21 protein-coding genes are annotated in these 19,512 nt (G+C 64.9%); 16 read left to right on the top strand and 5 right to left on the bottom strand.

From position 1 onward, the window contains the following. Window positions 1-46: 46 nt before the first annotated feature. The 4 genes from IVB26_RS24150 to IVB26_RS24135 all read left to right on the top strand — a co-directional run bounded on the left by IVB26_RS24150 (window position 47) and on the right by IVB26_RS24135 (window position 5,444). Window positions 47-1,054 carry a chemotaxis protein CheB gene (locus tag IVB26_RS24150; RefSeq protein ID WP_247967709.1) on the top strand — a complete coding sequence of 336 codons (1,008 nt, stop codon included), beginning with the start codon at window positions 47-49 and terminating at the stop codon, window positions 1,052-1,054. 10 nt (window positions 1,055-1,064) lie between these two features. Continuing rightward, window positions 1,065-1,331: a hypothetical protein gene (locus IVB26_RS24145; protein ID WP_247967708.1), complete on the top strand. Its 267-nt coding sequence runs from the start codon at window positions 1,065-1,067 to the stop codon at window positions 1,329-1,331. A gap of 199 nt (window positions 1,332-1,530) precedes the next feature. Continuing rightward, a complete protein-coding gene (locus IVB26_RS24140; protein WP_247967707.1) occupies window positions 1,531-4,698 on the top strand; it encodes a CheR family methyltransferase in 3,168 nt (1,055 codons plus the stop codon). Next, window positions 4,698-5,444: a Crp/Fnr family transcriptional regulator gene (locus IVB26_RS24135; RefSeq protein ID WP_247967706.1), complete on the top strand. Its 747-nt coding sequence runs from the start codon at window positions 4,698-4,700 to the stop codon at window positions 5,442-5,444. Before IVB26_RS24140 ends, IVB26_RS24135 begins: the two co-directional genes overlap by 1 nt. A gap of 51 nt (window positions 5,445-5,495) precedes the next feature. Here the strand turns inward: IVB26_RS24135 and IVB26_RS24130 are convergent, their stop codons facing one another. Continuing rightward, window positions 5,496-5,696 carry a hypothetical protein gene (locus tag IVB26_RS24130; RefSeq protein ID WP_247967705.1) on the bottom strand — a complete coding sequence of 67 codons (201 nt, stop codon included), beginning with the start codon at window positions 5,694-5,696 and terminating at the stop codon, window positions 5,496-5,498. Between the two features lie 466 nt (window positions 5,697-6,162). Between IVB26_RS24130 and IVB26_RS24125 the strand changes: the two genes are divergently transcribed. Beyond that, window positions 6,163-7,194: an IS110 family RNA-guided transposase gene (locus IVB26_RS24125; RefSeq protein ID WP_247967704.1), complete on the top strand. Its 1,032-nt coding sequence runs from the start codon at window positions 6,163-6,165 to the stop codon at window positions 7,192-7,194. A 416-nt stretch (window positions 7,195-7,610) separates the two neighbouring features. Further along, window positions 7,611-7,811 (top strand): hypothetical protein, encoded by a 201-nt coding sequence (locus tag IVB26_RS24120; RefSeq protein WP_247967703.1) that lies wholly within the window; start codon window positions 7,611-7,613, stop codon window positions 7,809-7,811. Between the two features lie 21 nt (window positions 7,812-7,832). Here the strand turns inward: IVB26_RS24120 and IVB26_RS24115 are convergent, their stop codons facing one another. Next, the gene (locus IVB26_RS24115) at window positions 7,833-8,117 is read right to left on the bottom strand and encodes a hypothetical protein (RefSeq protein ID WP_247967702.1); all 285 of its coding nucleotides are present in this window, start codon (window positions 8,115-8,117) and stop codon (window positions 7,833-7,835) included. 275 nt (window positions 8,118-8,392) lie between these two features. Between IVB26_RS24115 and IVB26_RS24110 the strand changes: the two genes are divergently transcribed. From IVB26_RS24110 to IVB26_RS24090, 5 genes are all read left to right on the top strand, one after another. Further along, window positions 8,393-8,608: a hypothetical protein gene (locus IVB26_RS24110; RefSeq protein ID WP_247967701.1), complete on the top strand. Its 216-nt coding sequence runs from the start codon at window positions 8,393-8,395 to the stop codon at window positions 8,606-8,608. Next, window positions 8,601-8,801: a hypothetical protein gene (locus IVB26_RS24105; RefSeq protein ID WP_247315288.1), complete on the top strand. Its 201-nt coding sequence runs from the start codon at window positions 8,601-8,603 to the stop codon at window positions 8,799-8,801. Before IVB26_RS24110 ends, IVB26_RS24105 begins: the two co-directional genes overlap by 8 nt. Window positions 8,802-8,863: 62 nt before the next feature. Next, window positions 8,864-9,940, top strand: a complete 1,077-nt coding sequence (locus IVB26_RS24100; protein ID WP_247967700.1) for a flavodoxin family protein — start codon at window positions 8,864-8,866, stop codon at window positions 9,938-9,940. Next, window positions 9,937-10,836 carry an NAD(P)/FAD-dependent oxidoreductase gene (locus IVB26_RS24095; RefSeq protein ID WP_247967699.1) on the top strand — a complete coding sequence of 300 codons (900 nt, stop codon included), beginning with the start codon at window positions 9,937-9,939 and terminating at the stop codon, window positions 10,834-10,836. The genes IVB26_RS24100 and IVB26_RS24095 overlap by 4 nt, the downstream gene beginning before the upstream one ends. Before the next feature lie 82 nt (window positions 10,837-10,918). Beyond that, window positions 10,919-11,107 carry a hypothetical protein gene (locus IVB26_RS24090; protein WP_247967698.1) on the top strand — a complete coding sequence of 63 codons (189 nt, stop codon included), beginning with the start codon at window positions 10,919-10,921 and terminating at the stop codon, window positions 11,105-11,107. Here the strand turns inward: IVB26_RS24090 and IVB26_RS24085 are convergent. Continuing rightward, the gene (locus IVB26_RS24085; RefSeq protein ID WP_246932461.1) at window positions 11,104-11,361 is read right to left on the bottom strand and encodes a hypothetical protein; all 258 of its coding nucleotides are present in this window, start codon (window positions 11,359-11,361) and stop codon (window positions 11,104-11,106) included. The genes IVB26_RS24090 and IVB26_RS24085 overlap by 4 nt on opposite strands. A gap of 278 nt (window positions 11,362-11,639) precedes the next feature. Between IVB26_RS24085 and IVB26_RS24080 the strand changes: the two genes are divergently transcribed. Continuing rightward, the gene (locus IVB26_RS24080) at window positions 11,640-12,014 is read left to right on the top strand and encodes a hypothetical protein (RefSeq protein ID WP_247967697.1); all 375 of its coding nucleotides are present in this window, start codon (window positions 11,640-11,642) and stop codon (window positions 12,012-12,014) included. A gap of 3 nt (window positions 12,015-12,017) precedes the next feature. Here IVB26_RS24080 and IVB26_RS24075 read toward each other — a convergent pair whose 3' ends face one another. Both IVB26_RS24075 and IVB26_RS24070 read right to left on the bottom strand, forming a co-directional pair. After that, on the bottom strand, window positions 12,018-13,280 hold the full coding sequence (locus tag IVB26_RS24075) for a polysaccharide deacetylase family protein (RefSeq protein ID WP_247967696.1): 1,263 nt from the start codon (window positions 13,278-13,280) through the stop codon (window positions 12,018-12,020). A 179-nt stretch (window positions 13,281-13,459) separates the two neighbouring features. Continuing rightward, entirely contained in the window at window positions 13,460-14,233 is a 774-nt protein-coding gene (locus IVB26_RS24070; RefSeq protein WP_247967695.1) for a polysaccharide deacetylase family protein, read from the bottom strand. Window positions 14,234-14,348: 115 nt separating this feature from the next. Between IVB26_RS24070 and mgtE the strand changes: the two genes are divergently transcribed. The 4 genes from mgtE (at window position 14,349) to IVB26_RS24050 (ending at window position 18,416) form a co-directional block, all read left to right on the top strand. Next, the gene (gene mgtE, locus IVB26_RS24065) at window positions 14,349-15,770 is read left to right on the top strand and encodes a magnesium transporter (protein ID WP_247967694.1); all 1,422 of its coding nucleotides are present in this window, start codon (window positions 14,349-14,351) and stop codon (window positions 15,768-15,770) included. Window positions 15,771-16,094: 324 nt separating this feature from the next. After that, complete coding sequence (locus IVB26_RS24060; RefSeq protein WP_247967693.1) at window positions 16,095-16,412, top strand: helix-turn-helix domain-containing protein; 318 nt, start codon at window positions 16,095-16,097, stop codon at window positions 16,410-16,412. 167 nt (window positions 16,413-16,579) lie between these two features. Then, complete coding sequence (locus IVB26_RS24055) at window positions 16,580-17,398, top strand: aldo/keto reductase (RefSeq protein ID WP_247967692.1); 819 nt, start codon at window positions 16,580-16,582, stop codon at window positions 17,396-17,398. 49 nt (window positions 17,399-17,447) lie between these two features. Further along, the gene (locus IVB26_RS24050; protein ID WP_247967691.1) at window positions 17,448-18,416 is read left to right on the top strand and encodes a hypothetical protein; all 969 of its coding nucleotides are present in this window, start codon (window positions 17,448-17,450) and stop codon (window positions 18,414-18,416) included. Window positions 18,417-19,512 lie beyond the last annotated feature (1,096 nt).

Below are 19,512 nucleotides of genomic sequence, written 5' to 3'. Positions count from 1 at the left end.
GGCCGGAGGACGCCTTGGTGCAACGATACAGCCAAAGGCGGGTTCCATGAGCCACCGCGATATCATCGTCATCGGAGGCTCGGCCGGAGCCACCCAGCCGTTGAAGCAGATTCTGAGCCGTCTGCCCGCGGATCTGCCGGCCGCCGTCTTCGTCGTCCTGCACATTCCCGCGCAGGGCATCGGCATCCTCTCGACGGTTGCCAGCAGCGCCGGCCCGCTTCCGGTCCGGCAGGCCGAGAACGGCATGAAGATCGAGCCGGGCCGGGTCTATCTGGGCGCGCCGGATCATCATCTCCTCCTTGCGGAGGATCACATTTTCCTCGGCCGCGGTCCGCGCGAGAACATGGTCCGGCCGGCGATCGACGCCCTGTTCCGATCGGCGGCCCTCAATCACGGGCCACGCGTGATCGGGGTGCTCCTCAGCGGTCTGTTGTCCGACGGCGCGGCCGGGCTCAACGCCATCAAGCGCTGCGGCGGGATGACCGTGGTCCAGGACCCGGCGGACGCCGTCTCCGACGAGATGCCGCGGCGCGCGATGGAGGCGACCACCATCGATCTCTGCGTCCCAGGCGCCGGTATGGGCGACGTCCTGTCCGATCTCGTCAGGGAACAGGCCGGAGCCTCTTTGCCGATCCCGCCCGAGATCAGGCTTGAGGTCGAGATCGCGGCCGGAGACCGGATCGGCAGCGACAAGCTCGTTTCCGTGGCTGAACCGGTCGCCTTGACCTGTCCGGCGTGCGGCGGCGTCATGTCCGAGGTCAAGCAAGCCCGCCCGCTGCGCTTCCGCTGCCAGGTCGGTCACGCCTATACGGCCGATGCGCTCGCCAAGGAGCAGGAAGGCCGGGTGGACGAAGCCCTGCGGGTGGCGCTGCGCATCATCGAGGAACGCGCCGAACTGGTGCATCGCATGGCCGCCGACGGCCGGCGGAGCGGGAGGTCCGCGATCGCCGAGATGTACGAGGCGCGGGCGGCCGAGTACCGCGAATATGCCGACATGATCCGGCGCGTTGTGCTACAGTCGCTCGACCCTCCGGTGCGCAAGCCGGAGGCTTGAAGGCGCCACCATGGCTATCCCTCTTGCCGAACGGGCCGCCCAGCTGAACGCCGAGCAGACTCTCCTGGTGAAGGCCGACAAGGACATCGAGGAGGGCTGGCAGCGCATCCGCAATCAGGAAGACCGCGTGCGCGAGCTCATGGCGGGCGGCCACGATACGCGCCAGGCGGAACGGCTGGTCGATCTGCTCAAGCAGACCCTGGTCGAATGGGAGCGCCACCGCGTCCTGATAGAGCAGCGTGTCAGGTATCTGCAGCAGGAGGTCGAGGCGGGGTAGCCGGCGCTGGGCCGGCTGAACGCCGCATCAGGCTCGACATAGGGCATATGCTGCCTGGCATCCCCTATCCCTGTCGCCGGATCGAAACAGGTCCGGGCACATTTTTGCCTTTGATCTGTTGGGATAATATCGATTTCTGCTATTTGCGGGGGCCGGGCGCTCGTTGGCCCCGCGTCGGTGAACGAAAGCTGCCTGAGCCATGAATGAAGTCGGCGACCAGCCGGTCGATGGAGAGCGTCAGACGAAGACCCCGCTGATCATCGGCGTGGGCGCCTCGCCGGGGGCGCTGGACAGCATCGAGCGATTCTTCGCCAAGCTGATCGTCGGGGCCGATCAGGCCATCGTGCTGGCGCTTCAGTATCATGAGGCTTTCGACGAGCCGCGGCTGCGCGAGGTCGTGCGAAATGCCAACGGCAAGATCGCCGAGATCGCCGATGGCCATGCGGTGGAGGGCGGCAGGATCTATCTGTGCCCGCCGGCGATGATCACCACCATCCATGACGGCCGATTTGCGATCCGCAAGGCCGAGCAGGCGCCTGGCGAGCGCGCCACCATCGACAGCTTCCTGGTATCGCTCGCGGAGGAACGCGCCGAGCAATCGATCGGCGTCCTCCTCGCCGGGACCGGCGGTGACGGCACGCTGGGCACTGCGACGCTGAAGGATCATGGTGGCCTCGCCATTGCCGAAAGGGTCGCGAGCCCCGAACAAGCCGAGCATCTGGTCGACGGCAATACGCCCGCTTCGATCGCGGACTACGTGCTGCCGCCGGAGGACATCCCCGAGCACATCCAGGTCTATGCCCGGCATCTGCGGCGCCTGGAGGAGAAACAGGGTTTCGACGAGGTTCTGGCCGCGGCGGCGAGCTCGCTGTCGCGCATCGCGGATATCCTGCGCAACAAGACCGGCAACGACTTCCACGGCTACAAGCAGAACACCTTCCTGCGCCGCGTGCAGCGGCGCATGCAGGTGGTCCAGATCGATGACATTTCCGCCTATGTCGATTTCCTGCGCAGCGACAAGGACGAAGCGCAGAATCTCTTCAACGACCTCCTGATCGGCGTCACCGAGTTCTTCCGCGACAAGCGCGAATTCGAGGTGCTCGAAACTCAGATCATTCCGAGGATTTTCGACGGAAAGAGCGCGGGTCAGCAGGTTCGCATCTGGGTGCTCGGCTGCGCCACCGGCGAGGAGGCCTATTCGATCGGCATCCTTCTGCGCGAGCAGATGGCGCGGATGGATTCGGCGCCGCAGGTCCAGATCTTCGCCACCGACATCGACGGACGCGCGCTCGCGACCGCCCGCGTTGGCCGCTATCGCACCAATATCGAAACAGACATGACGAGCGACCGCCTGGCGCGCTGGTTCGTGCGCGAGGGTGACACTTACTGCGTGGTCAAGGAGCTGCGCGAGATGTGCATCTTCTCGCAGCACAACGTCATCAAGGACGCGCCGTTTTCCAAGCTCGACCTCGTCTCCTGCCGCAACCTGCTGATCTATCTCAATGCCGAATTGCAGAACCGCGTGATCCCGCTGTTCCATTTCGCGCTGCTGCCCAACCGTTACCTGTTTCTCGGCAATTCCGAGAACGTGACGCGGCATCCGAAGATGTTCGAGCCGATCGACCGCCGCGCCCGCATCTTCAAGAAGCTGGAGACCGGAACGCGGCTGCCGCCGGAATTCCCGATCACGACCGCGGCGGGCAGGGCTCCGGTCGAGGTGCCGCCGGCCCGCTCCTTCGGCCCCGACGTCGGACTGGAGCGGCGTGCCCAGCGCATCGCGGAGCGCTATGCGCCGGCCTATGTCATTATCGACGACAATTTCCACATCCTGCACTTCTCCGGGCGGACCGGGCGCTACATCGAGCCGACGGCGGGCGCCGCTACGCTCGACCTGCTTCAATTGGTGCATCGTGATCTGCGGCTGGAATTACGCACCGCGCTCAGCCGCGCCGCCGAGACTAACGAACCTGCTCATGCCGAGCAGGTGCAACTTGGGGTGAACGGTCACCGCATCCTCGTCGACGTGACGGTCGAGCCGATCCAGGAGGGGGCCGGAAGCCACCGCAATTTTGTCGTGCTGTTCAAGGACGGTCCCATCCGCGCGATCGAGGCTGACCGGAACAATCCCAATGTGCTGGTGCGCACCGAGCACGTCGAGCGCCTCGAAGGCGAGCTGCGCGCCACGCGCGAACGCCTCCAGGCAACCATCGAGGAACTCGAAAGCACCAACGAAGAGCTGAAATCCTCCAACGAGGAGTATCAGTCGCTCAACGAGGAGCTTCAGTCAGCCAATGAGGAACTCGAGACCTCGCGCGAAGAGCTGCAGTCGGTCAACGAGGAATTGACGACGGTCAACGGCGAGCTGGCGCACCGTGTCCAGGAATTGACGCGCGCCACCAGCGACCTCAAGAACTTCCTCGAGAGCACGCAGATCGCCACCGTGTTTCTCGACAACGATTTGCGCGTGATGAACTTCACGCCTGCGATCACGCAGATCCTGCATCTCGTCGAGACAGATACGGGCCGGCCGATCGCCCACATCAAGGCCCGCATCCCGATCGAGGAGCTCTATGACGACGTCCGCCGCGTGCTGCGCACGCTCGCCAGCGTCGAGCGCGAACTGAGCGCGCCGGACAGCGGCACGCGCTACATCGTGCGCATCCTGCCGTATCGCAGCATCGACAATTTCATCGCGGGCGTGGTCGTCACCTTCATCGACGTCACCGCCATCACCCGCGCCGAGGAGCGCCAGCGCCTGCTGCTGGCCGAGCTGCAGCATCGTGTCCGCAACACGCTCGGTGTGGTGCGCTCGATCGCCCGCCGCTCGGCGGAGTCGAGCTCAACCGTGGAGGAATACGCCTCGCATCTCGACGGCCGGCTCAACGCATTCGCCCGCACCCAGGCGATGGTGACGCGCGATCCCGAGGGCGGCATCGATCTGGAATACCTCGTGGTCGAGGAGCTTCTGGCCTATAATGCCCACGAGGGTGAGCAGATGCGGGTATCCGGCCCCAAGGTGCGCTTCCAGGCCAAGGCCGCGGAGACGTTTGCGCTCGCGATCCACGAGCTTGCGACCAACGCACTGAAATATGGCGCCCTGAGCCAGCCGAGCGGACGTCTCGAAATCACCTGGCGCATCGACGAGGGCAGGGACCCTGCTGAGCTCCTCTTCGAATGGCGCGAGCGCGGCGGGCCGCAGGTCAAGCCGCCGCCGCGAAAGGGTTTCGGTACCGAGCTTCTGGAGCGCACGCTGGCATTCGAGTTCAAGGGGCACACCGCGTTGGCATTCAGCCCAGCCGGGCTGGAATGCTCCATCACGATTCCCCTCAGCAGGCGTACTTTCCATACACCGGTGGTGGCTGGCTGATGCCGTTGTTGACGTCTGATCGCAGCGTGATGGAGCCGGCCGTTCGCCGGCTGAGCGCGTTGAGGCCATTGTCGGCGGAGGCCCGCGCTTCACTCGAATATGCGATGCTCGAAGGGCTGCAACGCGCCGGCTCGGGCGAGGACCTCCTCTCGGAGGGGGATCGCGTCGACGGCGTCCGTATCGTGCTGTCGGGCTGGCTCTGCCGCTACAAGACGCTCGAGGACGGCCGTCGCCAGATCGTCAATTTCATTTTTCCGGGCGAGAGCTGCGACGCCCATGCGTTCCTGCTCTCGGTGATGGACCATTCCATTGCGACGCTGACGCCGGCAGTCTACGCCGAGGTCAAGCGCGCGCGTTTCGAGAGCCTGCTGGCCGGCGACCACTCGCTCGCCGAAGCGTTCTGGTGCGAGACCCTGGTCAACACCGCGATCCAGCGCGAATGGGCCGTCAATCTCGGCCGGCGCGTGGCGGTGGAGCGCGTGGCGCATCTGTTCTGCGAGATATTCGAGCGGCTTCGTCCTGTCGGCATGGTCGAGGGCAATTCCTGCACCATGCCGGTGACGCAAATGGATCTCGCCGATGCAACGGGGCTGTCGGTGGTTCATCTCAACCGCACCGTCCAGGAGTTGCGCGCGTCGGGCCTGATCGTGCTGCGCGATCGGACGCTGACCATCAACGACCTCGACGCGCTCAAGGACGCGGCGCTGTACTCGCCGAGCTATCTGCAGCTCTATCGGCGCGGCTAGACCGCGACCTGCACCGGACCGCCGGCCGTGGCCGGGCCGGGGATCGATCATTCAACGATCGTGATCATTTGCGTCACCCAGACCATCACCTGAATCAAGCCTCTCCTTGGGGAAGGGCTCGTAGCTCTTGCGGCCAAGAAACGTGTCCGGCGGGGACGTCGTGAGCACGTCCCATGCCTCGCGGATCGTCCTGCGCGCATGCTCGACGTGCTCTGCGTCAGACGGCAATGGAAAGTGAATCGGCGTTTGCATGGCCGTGCTCCCTGTTGTGCAGGCGGGAGCGCAAGCGGTCTCTCAGCCACCGGCGCCTAGGGCAAAGCCTCAGCCGGTGATGAACGGACGATACGCCTTTCGCGGTGTTATGGCCATAGGTGCCATGCCCGCTGCTCAGGGCTTTTCGGTCCGTCCGGGCGCGGCGGCCTGAAGCTCCACGCATTCGGCTCGTTTGCGATACTCCTCCGCCATTTCCAGGAGCGCAGTTCGCGTTGCGGAGGAGGAACTAAGAGCGGCCTGATGCTCGCAGCTCTTCTGGAGTTGGCGATAACTGTCCATTTGCGTCAATCCAGGCTGGGCCACGATGTTCCTAGATTAGCAAAAGACGTCATCGGCTGATTTAACCCATGTTACGCTTCTGATGCTGTGGACGGCTCCTCCACGGGCACGAGAGTGCCAAGGAGTGGGCGCCGTTTAAAGCTCCCACGATTCGGAGGAGCAGCCTATGCAGTCAATTTCGACGATTGGTCTGGATATCGCAAAGTCGGTCTTCCAGGTGCACGGCGTCGATGGAGCCGGTCAGGTGGTGATGCGCCGGCAGTTAAAACGCCGTTTTGTGCATTCCTTCTTTGAGAAGCTGCCGCCGTGCTTGGTGGGAATCGAAGCTTGCGCGTCATCCCATTATTGGTCCCGCGAACTGCAGGCGTTGGGGCATACAGTGCGGTTGATGCCTCCGGGTTACGTGAAGCCCTACGTCAAGCGGCAGAAGAACGATACGGCCGATGCAGAGGCGATTTGCGAGGCGGTCACGAGACCCAATATGCGGTTTGTGCCGACCAAGACAATCGAGCAACAGAGTTGCCTAATGCTTCATCGAGCGCGCCATCTTTTTATCCGGCAGCAGACTTCGGTCATCAATTCAATCCGCGCCTATCTTGCCGAGTTCGGTATCGTCGCTCCCGTCGGACGCAGAGGTGTCGAGCAACTACTGGAAGTCGTCGCCGATAAAGCCGAAGACCGGATCCCGGAGGTCGCCCGGATGTGCCTAGCCGCTCTCGGCGAACAACTGTGCGCTCTAAAGGCTCGCATCCTTGAGTTCGACCGACGCATCATAGCCTGGCATCGATCAAACGCGACGAGCCAGCGGCTTGATGTTATTCCCGGCGTCGGTCCGGCGCTGGCAACAGCGCTGGTCGCCAGCATTGCCGATCCTAAAGCCTTCCGATCCGGGCGAGACTTCTCGGCTTGGGTCGGTCTCGTGCCAAAGCAGAGCTCGAGCGGGGGCAAAGACAGGCTTGGCAGCATTACCAAGCAAGGCGATCGCTATTTGCGTAGCCTGTTCACGGCTGGCGCACTCGCGGTGATCCGCTACGCCAAGATTCACGGCCCCGATCATCGACCCTGGCTCACACGATTGTTGGCCCGGCGGCCCGCCAAGGTCGCGGCGATCGCGTTAGCCAACAAACTCGCCCGGATTGCTTGGGCGATGATGGCCAGGAACGAACGCTATCAGGAACCGGCCGCGCTGGCGGCCTAAACGAGATCGCGTCGGGCATATCCGACGTGACGTAACGGTTGGGAGGACGAACAGCACGTAATGCAGTGCCGGTCGATCCGGCGATCAGGACAACCCACATGGGCCATGGCATCTCGAATGCGTGCTTTTGACCGGGACCTGATCCGCGGAGGGCATTATGGCCAGCGGTCACGTATACCGCGCGAAAAGGCCGAACACATGGCTGCTCCGACCAATCCCTGCAGCGTGAAGATTCTTCTTGCCAACCCGGAGCCGTCCACACATGGCCCATGTTACGCCTCGCGAAGCGATCCCTCTCTGACGGCGCTGAGCAACCGTTCCGTGTCTGGAATGTTGTAGAGGCATCGCCTGCGCGATGATCTCAATCGGTAAGAACGCAACGGAGCGCTCGACCCAATGATCAGGGAGAACGCCCCATGTTGATGCGGCGTCGAGTGAGGCAAATGGATCCGCTGGAGATACGGCTTGCCGCCGAAGCGGAGCGGCTGCGCGAAGAAGCAAAATTGCTTCCGCCCGGCGCGGCTCGCGACGAGATGCTGCGCAAGGCGCGTCAGGCGGAAACTGGCTCTCAGATGAGCGAGTGGCTGCGATCGCCGGGCCTGCAGCCACCGGATTAACGTCTGCTGAACGCTGCGGTGCTAGCGCCGCTTCGCCGTCTTGCTGCGCCGGTTGTAAGGCGAGCGGTTGGCGGGCCGCAGCGAAATCCCCTCGCGTTGCGCCTTGCTGCGAATAGCCGCGACCGGACGCTGCAGCTTGATGCTCATGACGCCGGTCGGCGTGTTGCCTTTCGCGAGCTGCTTCAACTTGCTCACGTCCGCGGGCGTCCACGGTTGCCGCGCGCGGCGCTTGTACGCGGGATTTGCCTTGCGCGGTCCCTTGCGCCCGATCGGTGAGCCCGCGCGCTTCCATGCTGCTTTTGCCATGATGGTCCTCCTTCAAGTCCTTCAAGAACATACGAATCAGCATTTCGGTTCCGCCGCAATCAGGCGACGGACCGGGCGTCACGCCCGCTCGCGATCGCAAAATCAGCCGGCGTTAACTTATTGAAATGCTGGAACCCTCTGTTGCGGCGGAAGCTACCAGCGTTGCCGGCTGGGCCGCCTCAACCGGCAAGCGACTGAGTGACAGAGAACTGGCCCCGGCCAGATCCCCCGCCGGGGCCGATTTCCTTCCATCCGAAATCCGCTGTGAAAGTCCAATGACCGCAAAACGAAACCGCAGGAAACAGACCCAATCGCTCCAGGAGCGGTTGGCGGCATTCGCTGAAAAGGCTCGCGAGCGCGCAAGCAGCCTGCCACCCGGCAAGGAGCGCGAGACGCTGCTGCGGCGCGCGAAGCAGAACGAGATGACCTCGAACCTCACAGACTGGCTGAGCGCCCCGGTCTATCCAAGGCGAGGCGGTGACCATGCGTAGCTTCAAGCATTACCGCGCGTTCCAGATCGATCCGGACGGGCACGTGTTCGGATGCATCAACCTCGTCTGCGACGACGACGAGCAGGCCAAGCGGGAAGCCGCCGCGCTCGTGCTGGTCCATCACATCGAGCTGTGGCGACTGGACCGGCGGATTGCGCGATTCGATGTGCCCCCGGAAGCGGCTCGCCAGTAAGGGTTGAGGAACCGCGTGCAGTGCACCGGGTTGGTCGGATACCGACTTCGCCGGGAGCCAGCATGACGGACGCCGAAATTCGCAAGGGGATGCCGCCCGTCAAGCTGTCGCGCGGAGAGTTCGAGCAGCGTTACAAGAGCCAATTCGTCGATCCCGCCTTTGCGCCGCTGCAACGCGAGCTCGATGCGATCGTCGGCGCCGCCTGGGACGCCTACAGCCATTCGCGCAAGGCGCCGCTGACGCGAAAGGCGGGCGCGGGCTTCTCCGATCCCGACTACGACATCGCCATCGACTGGCTGGATGCGCGCGCAAAAATCCTGGAAGCGCAGCGACGGCACGACGATGCGGAGGAGACGCCGCGCATCCTCGTCATCAACGGTTCGGCCCGCAGCGAGCACACCTGTCCCGGCGAGATGTCCAAGACCTGGCGCCTGGTCAAGCTGGCCGAGCCTGTCTTCACAGAGATGGGATTTGCCGTCGACATCCTCGATCTGTCACGCCTCGCCTCTGAATTCGGCAAGACCATTTATCCCTGCAAGTCCTGCGTCGGGACGGCGATGCCGCTCTGCCATTGGCCATGCAGCTGCTATCCGAACTATTCGCTGGGGCAGACCCACGACTGGATGAACGAGATCTATCCGCTGTGGGTTGCCGCCCACGGCATCCTGATCGTGACGCCGGTGAACTGGTATCACGTGCCTTCAGGGCTCAAGGCGATGATGGATCGCATGGTCTGCGCCGACGGCGGCAATCCCGATCCAACCTCGACGCACGGCAAGAAGGCCGATGAAGCCAAGGCGATGGAGCTGAAGGGCTGGCGCTATCCGCGCCATCTCGCCGGCCGTCATTTCGGCGTCGTCGTTCATGGCGATGCCGTCGGTGCCGAGGGCGTGCGCCGCGCCTTGTCGGACTGGCTGACCGACATGCAGCTGATCTCGGCGGGACGCTTTGCCGAGCTCGATGGCTATGTTGGCTACATGGAGCCGTACGCCACTTCGCATAGCGCGCTCGATGAAGACAGGGGATTCCAGCAGGAGGTGCAGAACACAGCGCGCGCGCTCGGCAACGCCGTCCGGCTGGCGAGAAGTGGGCGCCTTCAGGAGCCCGGCGAGGGTCTTCAGGACCCGAACCCCAAATGACCATTGCGCGGTTTGATTGCCTGATTGTCGGCGGCGGCCCTGCGGGTCTGATGGCTGCGGTCTATCTGGCGCGCTTCCGCCGCAGCGTCTGCGTCGTGGACGCGGGCGCGAGCCGGGCCGCGCTGATCCCGCGCAGCCACAACGTCCCCGGCTTCGTCCACGGGCTGTCAGGCACGGATCTGATTGCCCGCATGTCGGCGCAACTTGACGAACTCGCCGTCACGCGCGTGGAGGCCGAGGTCACCGCGTTGCGGCGGCACGATCATGGTTTCGAGGCGAGCTGGAACGGCGATGCGCATGCAGCCGCCACTGTCATTCTGGCCAGCGGCATCGTCGATACCCATCCGCCATTCCGGGAGTGGCGCGCTGCGGTCGCGGACGGGTTGTTGCGCTACTGCCCGGTCTGCGACGCCTTCGAGGCGGCCGGCCAACGCATTGGCGTCATAGGCCCGCTGCACCGTGCCGCCGGCAAGGCGCTGTTCCTGCGCGGCTACTCGCGCGACGTGACGCTGCTCGCCGTCGGCCAGGATGACGAAGCCGGCGCAACGCCGGAGCTGACCGAAGCCGGCGTCGAAATCGTGTTCGCGCCCGATCTGCATCTGCGGCGGAGGAGCGGGGGCATCGAGGCTGTCTTCGCCGACGGGCGGACGCTGCCGTTCGACACGGTCTATCCGGCGATGGGCGCCGAGGTGCGCTCGCAGCTCGCGGTGTCGCTGGGGGCCGAGCATGTCGGGGAAGGCTATCTGAAAGTCGATGACCACCAGCGTACCTCGGTCCGCGGGCTCTACGGTATCGGCGACGTCGTCACCGACCTGCACCAGATCTCGGTCGCGTTCGGCCACGCGGCGGTCGCGGCTTGTGCGATCCACCACAGCCTGCCGCGGCATCTGGCTTGACGGGGAACGATGGGCGCGGCTCCGCCTTGGTTGAGCGGGACGCGCGACATCGGAGCGCAATGCCGACCTGAAGGAAGTCCTCATGCTGGAAGAGAAACTGAAGGAAGCCATCGTTGGTGAGTTGCAACGGCAAGCCGCCAACCGGCCGCAGACGCTCAAGGTTCAAGGCGCGGACGATGCGAACAGTTCGGAGGAGCTGATCGTCAATGGCAGGATCGACCTGGGCGCGCTGGCGATGGTGATCGCGGGATCCGTCGCCGGCGGGCCCTAGCCATATTCCTCGCCGATGCCGTATTCCCGGTAGATCTCCAGCGGGTCGAGGTCGGGAAACAGGCGGCATTTGGCCTGGGCGAGGTGCAGGCTCACCGCCGCCGGCTCCTTGCCGTTCGACAGCATCTTGCGGATGTCGTCCATATGCGCGTTCGGCTGGTGCTTTGGCTCGAGCTGCTCCAGCGCGACCAGGGCGGTCGCGAGGGCCTCGGTCAGAACCCAGTCGTCGTGGCCGGTGATTCCCTTCTTCGGCATCGGCAGACCCCAGCTGTGGCGGCAGCGCCCAGTCTATCGCGACTTCCGCCAAATCACCATTGAGCCGTTGCGGACGCGCTGCGGGCCAGGGTGACGGCCGTCCTCTAGCTTGCATTATGGCCGCGTGTGGCTAAAAGGCGGCGACTTGCAGTATCTTTGTTGAAACAATCTTGGCGTAGACGGGCCTGCACCGCATCCAGGCCGGCTGTTCCGGTTTGGGCCCCTGATCCCGTATCGCAACGATTCGATCGCGCTTCCCCTTCAAGGCTCGAGCCAGCATGATCTTTCTTAGCTTCGTCTACCGCTTCGTGACCAATTTCGCATTCATGGCGATGGTCTATTTCAGTCTCAACTTCATGGAGAAATACCAGAACCGGGCGATCATCGCGATCCTGGTGCTGGTCTATGCCGCCATGCGCGCCGCCTCGACGCTGCGGGCGTTCTACTTCTTCCAGAAGATCGAGAAACTGGAAGCCGAGACGCGGCGCCTTCAGGGCCCGATCAACGACGGCTCCGGGGGAACGAACGCGCGCAAGCAGGTCGTCGCCGACGTCGCGCGGCTGCGGCGCGACGGCGAGCTCAAGTCCTATATGGACCTGTTCTTTCTCGCGCTCATCGTGCTGCTCTGCGTCGCCGCCATCATGCGGCAGTAGGACTCAGGCGCGTTTCTTCGCGCTGGTGGCGAGGCGGGTCGGGCGGGAGGCAGTCGTCTTGGCCTGTGCGGCATGCTTCGGTGCGGCCTGCGCCGCATGTGCCGTTCGCCGTCCCTGCGGCTTGGCCTTGTTCTTGGCCGCATGCGGCGTCTCGGCCGCCATCGCCAGCCGCGTCGCGGCACGCCGCGACAATGTCGTCGACATCAGCACCTCGACCGAGCCTTCCGGGATCGCAAAGAGAGTGCGGCCGGGCACGGGCAGGGTGGCCGCGACATTGGCCTGCGCCATGGTCCGGCGCGGCAGCAGCGGCTGATGCTCGGTCTGCGCATTGAGGTCGGCGAGCGAGGGCGCCGGAAGCGTTTTGGTCTGCGTGAACACGAAGCCCGGAACGGCCGGCCAGCGCGCGATCGGCACAGTCTCGGTCGGCGGATGCAGCAGCCACTCCACGGGATTGGTCGGTGTCGCCGGCCGGTCGGCGGTCGCGGGCACCACATGCACGATGCGATAGCCGCGCGCCTTGAGGTCGCGGATGATCTTCGGCAGCGCCGCCACGGTGCGGGCCTGGATGTCGTGCAGCAGCAGGATGCCCTTGCCCTTGGCCTCCAGCCGCTGGATCGCGAGCTGATAGACGCGGTCGGACGACACATGGCGCCAGTCGTCGGCCGGGAAGTCGGCGCTCCAGACCTGGATGCCGCGCGAGATCAGATGGTGCTCGACGCCTTCGGCGCGCATCAGGCCGGGAATGCGGAAGAACGGCGCCAGCTTGGACGGATCGGTCATCGCGGCCGACGTCCACGCGATGCCGCCGTTGATCTCGGCCTCGAATTTCTCGGCCGGCATCCGGTCGAAGGTCAGCGGATGGTCCATGCTGTGCGTGCCGACGGTGTGGCCCGCCGCCACCAGCTTGCGCACGCCTTCCGGGTTCGCCTTGGCCTGGTTGCCGATGATGAAGAAGGTCGCCTTGATGCACTCGTCGTCGAGGATCTTGAGGACCTGGTTGGAATATTTCGGCAGCGGACCGTCGTCGAAGGTCAGGACGACTTCATGATCCCTAAGCGGCAGCGTCTCGCGGTACTGCATGGTGCCGATCAACGGATGCTCGCGCGGGTCGACCACGAGGGTGCGGGACGTGCCGATGGCGTCGGGGTGGCCCGGGCAGTCGGCCGCAAGCGCCGCCGGCGATCCGAGGGTGGAAAATCCGAGGAATCCGCCGAGGCAAAGGACGGTCCACGATCGCGTCTGCGAAACAACGCTACTTCCGATCATGAACCCCGTCTGCCCTCATATGCGCTTGCCGCCATAGTAGGTCGGAGACATCAGGAAACGGTTCAGGCGCAAAGAACCTTTCCCATCGCAAAGTCCCCATCCATTTGCAGGGGGTAGCATGAACAGAGTGTTAATAGGGCCCAAATCACCCCATTTTGCGCCGGCGTGACATTCCGGCATCAGCGCGCATCGGCATTCTTCTGCGGCACGCCGGCCGGTACGACGTGAACCACGCGAAAACCGTTCTCCCTCAGATACCGCAGGAAGGCCGGCATGATCGCGGCCGTGCGCACCTTGGGGTCGTGGAAGAGGACGATGCCCTTGCCGCTCGCGGCAAGGCGCTCCGTGACGAGCCTCAATTCCTGCTCAGGCGTCATCTCGTTCCAGTCGCTGGCCCACAAATCGGCCCCGAACACGACGATGCCGCGCGACTGCAGCAGGTCGAGCTGCGCCGGCGTCCCCTGGAAATAGGGGAAGCGGAAGAACGGCGTCGAGGGCGTCGTCGTCGACGTCCCGTGCAGCGCCAGCTCGTCGGCCGCGATGCCGCGGTCGATCTCGCTCTTCGCCTTGTCGAACGGGATCCGCGCCATGAACGGGTGCGAGAAGGTGTGGTGGCCGATGGTGTGGCCTTCGCGGGCGATGCGCTTGACCATGTCGGGATGCTCGCTGGCGTGCAGGCCGATCAGGAAAAAGGTCGCGCGCACGCATTCCTGCGCCAGCGCGGCCAGCACCTTCGACGTCGTCGGCGGGTTCGGCCCGTCGTCGAAGGTCAGCACCACCTCGCGATCGGCCAGTGCAAGCGTCTGCGGAAAGCTCTTCAGGCCCACGCGCGGCGTGGTCTTGGCATCGACGCTCAGCACGCGCGAGGTGCCGAGCGCGTCCTTGCGCGGGCACTCGGCGGCTTCAGTGGAGGCAATACCGGCGAGGGCCGCGAGGGCCACGCCCAGCGCCATCGAAGTCCCCCTCAGTCGAAGCATCTTTGTCATTGCGCTCGCAGTTGGCTTGTGGGTATTGCCTGACCGTCAGCTCAGACCACCTGATCCAACCTGTCAAACGGCGAGGCGCGCCATGGATGAACATATGGACGTTGCCCGATCCGCCGCGGATTCGGTACTCGACCACGTGCCGATGCGCAATGAAGACGGCGATATCAGGCACGAATTCGTCGAGGAGATCGCGCATGCGATCGAGGCCGGCGACAGCGCATCGCTGCGCGCCTGCGTCGCCGAGCTGCACGAGGCCGATCTCGGCGATCTGATCGGCGCTCTCGAGCCCGACGACCGCGTCCGCCTGGTCGAGCTGACCGGACGCGACTTCGACTTCTCCGCGCTGAACGAGGTCGACGAGGCCGTCCGCGAGGAGATCCTGGAGGAACTGCCGCCGGAGACGGTCGCCGAGGGCGTCCGCGAGCTCGAATCCGACGACGCGGTCGAGCTGCTCGAGACCCTCGACCAGGCCGAGCAGGAGGAGATCCTCGAAAAGCTGCCGCTCAAGGAGCGCGTCGCGCTCGAACGCAGCCTGCTATATCCCGAGAATTCCGCGGGACGTCGGATGCAGACCGAGTTCATCGCGGTGCCCCAGGACTTCACCGTGGGCCAGGCGATCGACTATATGCGCGAGACGCCGGATCTGCCCGACCGCTTCTACGAGATTTACGTCGTCGACAAGGACCAGCATTGGCAGGGCGCGGTGCCGCTCGACGTGCTCCTGCGCGCGCGCCGGCCGGTGGCGCTCACAGAACTCACCGACGAGGATCGCCGCCGCGTCTCCGTCCTGGAGGACCAGGAAGAGGTGGCGCGCATGTTCGGCAAGTACAATCTCGTCGCAGCCCCCGTGCTCGACACCCACGATCGCCTGGTCGGCGTCATCACCGTCGACGACGTCGTCGACGTCATCGAGGAGGAGGCGGACGAGGACCTCAAGGCGCTCGGCGGCGTCACCAGCGACGAAGAGCTGTCGGACACCTTCCTGACCATCGCGCGCGGCCGCTTCAACTGGCTGCTGGTCAATCTCGCCACCGCCTTTCTGGCGTCTTCCGTGCTGGGCCTGTTCGAGGGCCAGCTCGAAAAGATGGTCGCGCTCGCCGTGCTGGCGCCGATCGTGGCGAGCCAGGGCGGCAATGCCGCGACCCAGACCATGACGGTCGCGGTGCGGGCGCTGGCGACGCGTGAGCTCGGCTCCTCCAATGCCTGGCGCGTGGTGATGCGCGAGGCGCTGGTCGGTCTGATCAACGGGCTCGCCTTTGCCGTGATCACGGGCATCGCGGCGGTCGCCTGGTTCAAGATTCCCGGCCTCGGCATCGTCATCGGGCTTGCGATGGTCTGCAACCTCATCGCCGGTGCGCTCGGCGGCATCCTGATCCCGATGGCGCTCGAACGCGTCAGGGCCGACCCGGCGGTGGCCTCCGGCACCTTCGTCACCACCGTGACCGACGTCGTCGGCTTCTTCTCCTTCCTCGGGATTGCGACGCTCTGGTTCGGGCTGAGGTAGGGGGCGAGGCCACGCTCTCTCCACGTCATTGCGAGCGCAGCGAAGCAATCCAGAATCCCTCCGCGGTGGCAGCCTGGATTGCTTCGTCGCAAGAGCTCCTCGCAATGACGGGGATAGGCAACGGGCTCCCCCCGTGTCCCGAGCGCGTTGCAACGCGTAGCGCTGCTGCGCAGAACCGGGACCCAGAAGGCGGCATGCTCCGCGGCAATATAGGCCCCGGCTCAGCTGCGCATCACTTCGTGCTGCGCAGCGTCCGGGGCACGAGACCTCGTATCTTTAATCCGAACTTAAGCGACCTGCCGCATCATCGCCTCGCTTGGGGGAATGAGCATGCGGTTGCGGCTGAAGGCGGACGGACGGGTCGTTGAGTTGCGGGACGGACAGGAGTTTCCCGTCCAGCCGTCAGCGGTGGAGCCCACGGCAACAGCCGCGCCCGGCGATAGCTCTTCGCTCGCGGTGCGCGATTTGCGCCGCCGCGCCTGCCTGACCCAGATGGAGTTCGCCGCCAAGCTCGGCGTTCCCGTCGAGACCATCCGCAATTGGGAGCAGGGCAAGCGTGCTCCGCGGGGACCGGCCCGCGCGCTGCTCGCGGTGATCGCGCACGCCCCGGATACGGTGTTCCAGGCGCTCGCCAAAGCCTGACGCCAAAGCCTGGCGTCAAGGGCTACGAGCCCCGACGCGAACCTCCCGTTAGCATTGCGCCAAATATCCCCCCGGGACTGCCGCGGCTTCCGTTGGCAGCGTCATGGGCCGGGTCCATAATGAGGCCTGATGACGTCAGGGGTTGCCGCAACGGAAGAGGACTCCTCATGCTGTTCGTCGAGGCCAATGGCGCAAGAATCCCGGCGATCGGGCTCGGGACCTGGGAGTTGAGCGGAAGGCCTGCCGCGCGACTGGTCGAGCAGGCGCTGCGGCTCGGCTATCGCCACATCGACACCGCGCAGGTCTACGACAATGAACGCGAGGTCGGCGACGGCTTGCGCGCCTCTGGCGTCCGCCGCGACGACGTTTTCCTCACCACCAAGGTCTGGACCAACCATTTCGCGCCCCACGATCTCGAGCGCTCGGTCAAGGAGAGCCTGGCGCGCTTGCGGCTTACCTCCGTCGACCTGTTGCTGCTGCACTGGCCCAACCCGCACGTGCCGCTGGCGGAGACGCTCGGCGCGCTGTCGCATGCCAAGCGCATGGGCCTGACCCGCCACATCGGCGTCTCCAATTTCACGGTGGCGCTGATGGAGCAGGCGGTGGCGCTGTCGGGCGAGCCGCTGGTCTGCAACCAGGTCGAATACCACCCCTATCTCGGCCAGGCGAAGGTGAGGGCGGCCTGCGATCAGCATGGCCTTGCACTCGTCGCCTACAGCCCGATCGCCAAGGGCCGCATCAAGTCCGACCAGACGCTGGCCGGGATCGGGCGCACCCATCGCAAGACGCCGGCGCAGATCTGCCTGCGTTGGCTGGTGCAACAGAATGTCGCTGCGATCCCGCGCACCTCGCGCATCGAGCGCCTGTCTGAAAACATCGAGATCTTCGATTTCGAGCTGTCGGAGGACGAGATGAGCCGGATCGCCGCGCTCGCCAACCCCAAGGGCCGCCTGACCGACTTCGGCTTCGCCCCGAAATGGGATTGAGAGGGGGCCGGGGTATGCTAGGACCGCGACGGCAACCCAAGATCGGTCGATGGAACTGCGGAAGATCATACGGACGGACATTGCGGCGTCGGCAATCGCGCATCTGACGCTGGTGGCGCTGATCATCGTGATCAGCGAGGTCCATCCGTTTCACGCCGCGCCGCCCGAGACCGTGACCGTCGACATCGTCACGCCGGAGCAGGTGAAGGAGGAGATCAAGGAGCAGGAGACGAAAGAGGCGGCCAAGGAGAAATTGCCGGAGCCGCCGCCCGATCTGAAGCTGCCGAAGCTTGATTTCACTGACAAGTCCGAAGCGGCGGGCAAGCCTGCGGCCAAGCAGCAGGCAGCAGCACCATCGCCGCAGCAGACGCCAGCTGAACCGCAGCAGAAGCAGCCGCAACCCTCGTCGGCGCCGAAGCAGCGTGAGGCCAACGTGCAGCCGCAGCCTGAACAGCCGCAGCCCTCGCAACAGCCGCCGCCGCAACCGCAGCAACAACCGCCGGCCCAGCCAATGCAGCAGCCATCGATGCAACCGCCGCCACAGGCGATGCAGCAGCCACAGGCCGCGCCGCCGCCGGCCTATCAGGCTCCGCAGCCTGACGTCACCGTCAAGTACGGCGTCATGCTGGGCCTGCCACCTGAATTGCCGCCGCAGTTGCCGAAAGACGCCCCCAAGGACGATGGCGGCGATGCCAAGGATTCGATCGCAGCCAAGTTGCCGGCTGAAATCATCGCCGCGCTTCGCAGCCACTTGCGCAGCTGTGCGAAATTGCCGGCCGGACTTGCGCCGACCGACAACGTTCGTATCAAGCTGCGCACGGTGTTCGCCACCGACGGCACGCTGGCGCGCGAGCCGATCCTGCTCGAAGCCCCGCCGTCCACCAAAGGGGTGGCCCTCGTGAAGTCCGCAATGAGCGCGCTTCAGAATTGTCAGCCCTACAAGATGCTGCCAGCCAATCTGTACGAGGAATGGAAGGTGCTGGACCTTGCGTTCAGCCCGCGGGATTTAGGGTCGTAGCTTCCCGTAGCCCAGATGGAGCGAAGCGTAATCCGGGGCGCCGCTCGCCCGGCATCTCGCACCGTCCCGGTTTACGCTGCGCTCCATCCGGGCTACGGCTCCATCACCGTCACCCTGAGGCGCTCGCCTCTTCGGCGAGCCTCGAAGGGCGACGGCCCGGCTGTGGCCGTTCATCCTTCGAGGCTCCCGGCGCGATGCGATGCGCATCGCGCCACTCGCACCTCAGGATGACGGAACGAGCGGCACCCTGTGTCGCCCTCTGTCAATCCACCCCCACAAAAATATTCCACTTTACCGAAATTCGGTTTCGGCGTATGTGTCGCTCATCCCGGCTCACCAAGAGGGGCGATCTTGTGTCGTCACTGTCGCGAGCCGGGCCTGCGGTGGACGCGGCAGCGTCGGCACGAGATGGGGCGGGCAGGGCGGGTAGACCCCTGTGAGCTCGAAACCCGCGTGCGGACGAGCGGCGCTGCTAGGTTCGTCTCGCCTGTAAGTTTCCGGCCTTGTCGACAGGGCTGGGAAAACTGCGGCGAAATGGCGGGCCGTGCGTACGGCAAAACCGTGTGGTCCTGGCCGTCGTTGCTACGGTCAAGCCTTTCGCGAAGGTGCGAGCGAGCCCAACCGGGCAGACTGCATCATCAATTCGCGAGGCGAGGGAGGCCAGAGGGAAAGTTCGGCTCCCGGGAGATCACGGTATAAGCCGTCCGACCATCGCGCAGGGAAGGCCGAGTGATCGGCACCACCTGTATGCTGCTGTGCGGTTCTTCCTGCGTGCGCGTTTCGCGCAGCGGACCGCGGGTGCGAGCTGGCACCCGGCCTTCCCTGTGCCCTCTTGGATTTGGGGGTGGAGTGATCAAGCAAAGCTCGGGTGATTCAAGCCGCGAGATCGAAGAGCCATGTCTGCCACCATACACGTGGTGTCATCGCCCGGCCTGACCGGGCGATCCAGTACTCCGAGACGGTCGTGATCGAATCGAGAAGCCGCGGCGTACTGGATTCCCCGCTTTCGCGGGGAATGACAGCGTCACTTGGGGAAGCAACTTGTCACCTCATCCTCCGTCATTGCGAGCGCAGCGACTTGTCCGCCGAAGCCTTG

The sequence above is a fragment of the Bradyrhizobium sp. 195 genome, from assembly GCF_023101665.1.
Classification (GTDB): Bacteria; Pseudomonadota; Alphaproteobacteria; order Rhizobiales; family Xanthobacteraceae; genus Bradyrhizobium.
Note: the sequence above shows the minus strand (reverse complement) of the source record. Positions and strands in the feature narration are given on the sequence as shown.

Coding starts and splice junctions, on each gene's coding strand:
- IVB26_RS24150 (WP_247967709.1), top strand. CDS start 47: ATGAGCCACCGCGATATCATCGTCATCGGAGGCTCGGCCGGAGCCACC.
- IVB26_RS24145 (WP_247967708.1), top strand. CDS start 1,065: ATGGCTATCCCTCTTGCCGAACGGGCCGCCCAGCTGAACGCCGAGCAG.
- IVB26_RS24140 (WP_247967707.1), top strand. CDS start 1,531: ATGAATGAAGTCGGCGACCAGCCGGTCGATGGAGAGCGTCAGACGAAG.
- IVB26_RS24135 (WP_247967706.1), top strand. CDS start 4,698: ATGCCGTTGTTGACGTCTGATCGCAGCGTGATGGAGCCGGCCGTTCGC.
- IVB26_RS24130 (WP_247967705.1), bottom strand. CDS start 5,696: ATGCAAACGCCGATTCACTTTCCATTGCCGTCTGACGCAGAGCACGTC.
- IVB26_RS24125 (WP_247967704.1), top strand. CDS start 6,163: ATGCAGTCAATTTCGACGATTGGTCTGGATATCGCAAAGTCGGTCTTC.
- IVB26_RS24120 (WP_247967703.1), top strand. CDS start 7,611: ATGTTGATGCGGCGTCGAGTGAGGCAAATGGATCCGCTGGAGATACGG.
- IVB26_RS24115 (WP_247967702.1), bottom strand. CDS start 8,117: ATGGCAAAAGCAGCATGGAAGCGCGCGGGCTCACCGATCGGGCGCAAG.
- IVB26_RS24110 (WP_247967701.1), top strand. CDS start 8,393: ATGACCGCAAAACGAAACCGCAGGAAACAGACCCAATCGCTCCAGGAG.
- IVB26_RS24105 (WP_247315288.1), top strand. CDS start 8,601: ATGCGTAGCTTCAAGCATTACCGCGCGTTCCAGATCGATCCGGACGGG.
- IVB26_RS24100 (WP_247967700.1), top strand. CDS start 8,864: ATGACGGACGCCGAAATTCGCAAGGGGATGCCGCCCGTCAAGCTGTCG.
- IVB26_RS24095 (WP_247967699.1), top strand. CDS start 9,937: ATGACCATTGCGCGGTTTGATTGCCTGATTGTCGGCGGCGGCCCTGCG.
- IVB26_RS24090 (WP_247967698.1), top strand. CDS start 10,919: ATGCTGGAAGAGAAACTGAAGGAAGCCATCGTTGGTGAGTTGCAACGG.
- IVB26_RS24085 (WP_246932461.1), bottom strand. CDS start 11,361: ATGCCGAAGAAGGGAATCACCGGCCACGACGACTGGGTTCTGACCGAG.
- IVB26_RS24080 (WP_247967697.1), top strand. CDS start 11,640: ATGATCTTTCTTAGCTTCGTCTACCGCTTCGTGACCAATTTCGCATTC.
- IVB26_RS24075 (WP_247967696.1), bottom strand. CDS start 13,280: ATGATCGGAAGTAGCGTTGTTTCGCAGACGCGATCGTGGACCGTCCTT.
- IVB26_RS24070 (WP_247967695.1), bottom strand. CDS start 14,233: ATGGCGCTGGGCGTGGCCCTCGCGGCCCTCGCCGGTATTGCCTCCACT.
- mgtE (WP_247967694.1), top strand. CDS start 14,349: ATGGATGAACATATGGACGTTGCCCGATCCGCCGCGGATTCGGTACTC.
- IVB26_RS24060 (WP_247967693.1), top strand. CDS start 16,095: ATGAGCATGCGGTTGCGGCTGAAGGCGGACGGACGGGTCGTTGAGTTG.
- IVB26_RS24055 (WP_247967692.1), top strand. CDS start 16,580: ATGCTGTTCGTCGAGGCCAATGGCGCAAGAATCCCGGCGATCGGGCTC.
- IVB26_RS24050 (WP_247967691.1), top strand. CDS start 17,448: ATGGAACTGCGGAAGATCATACGGACGGACATTGCGGCGTCGGCAATC.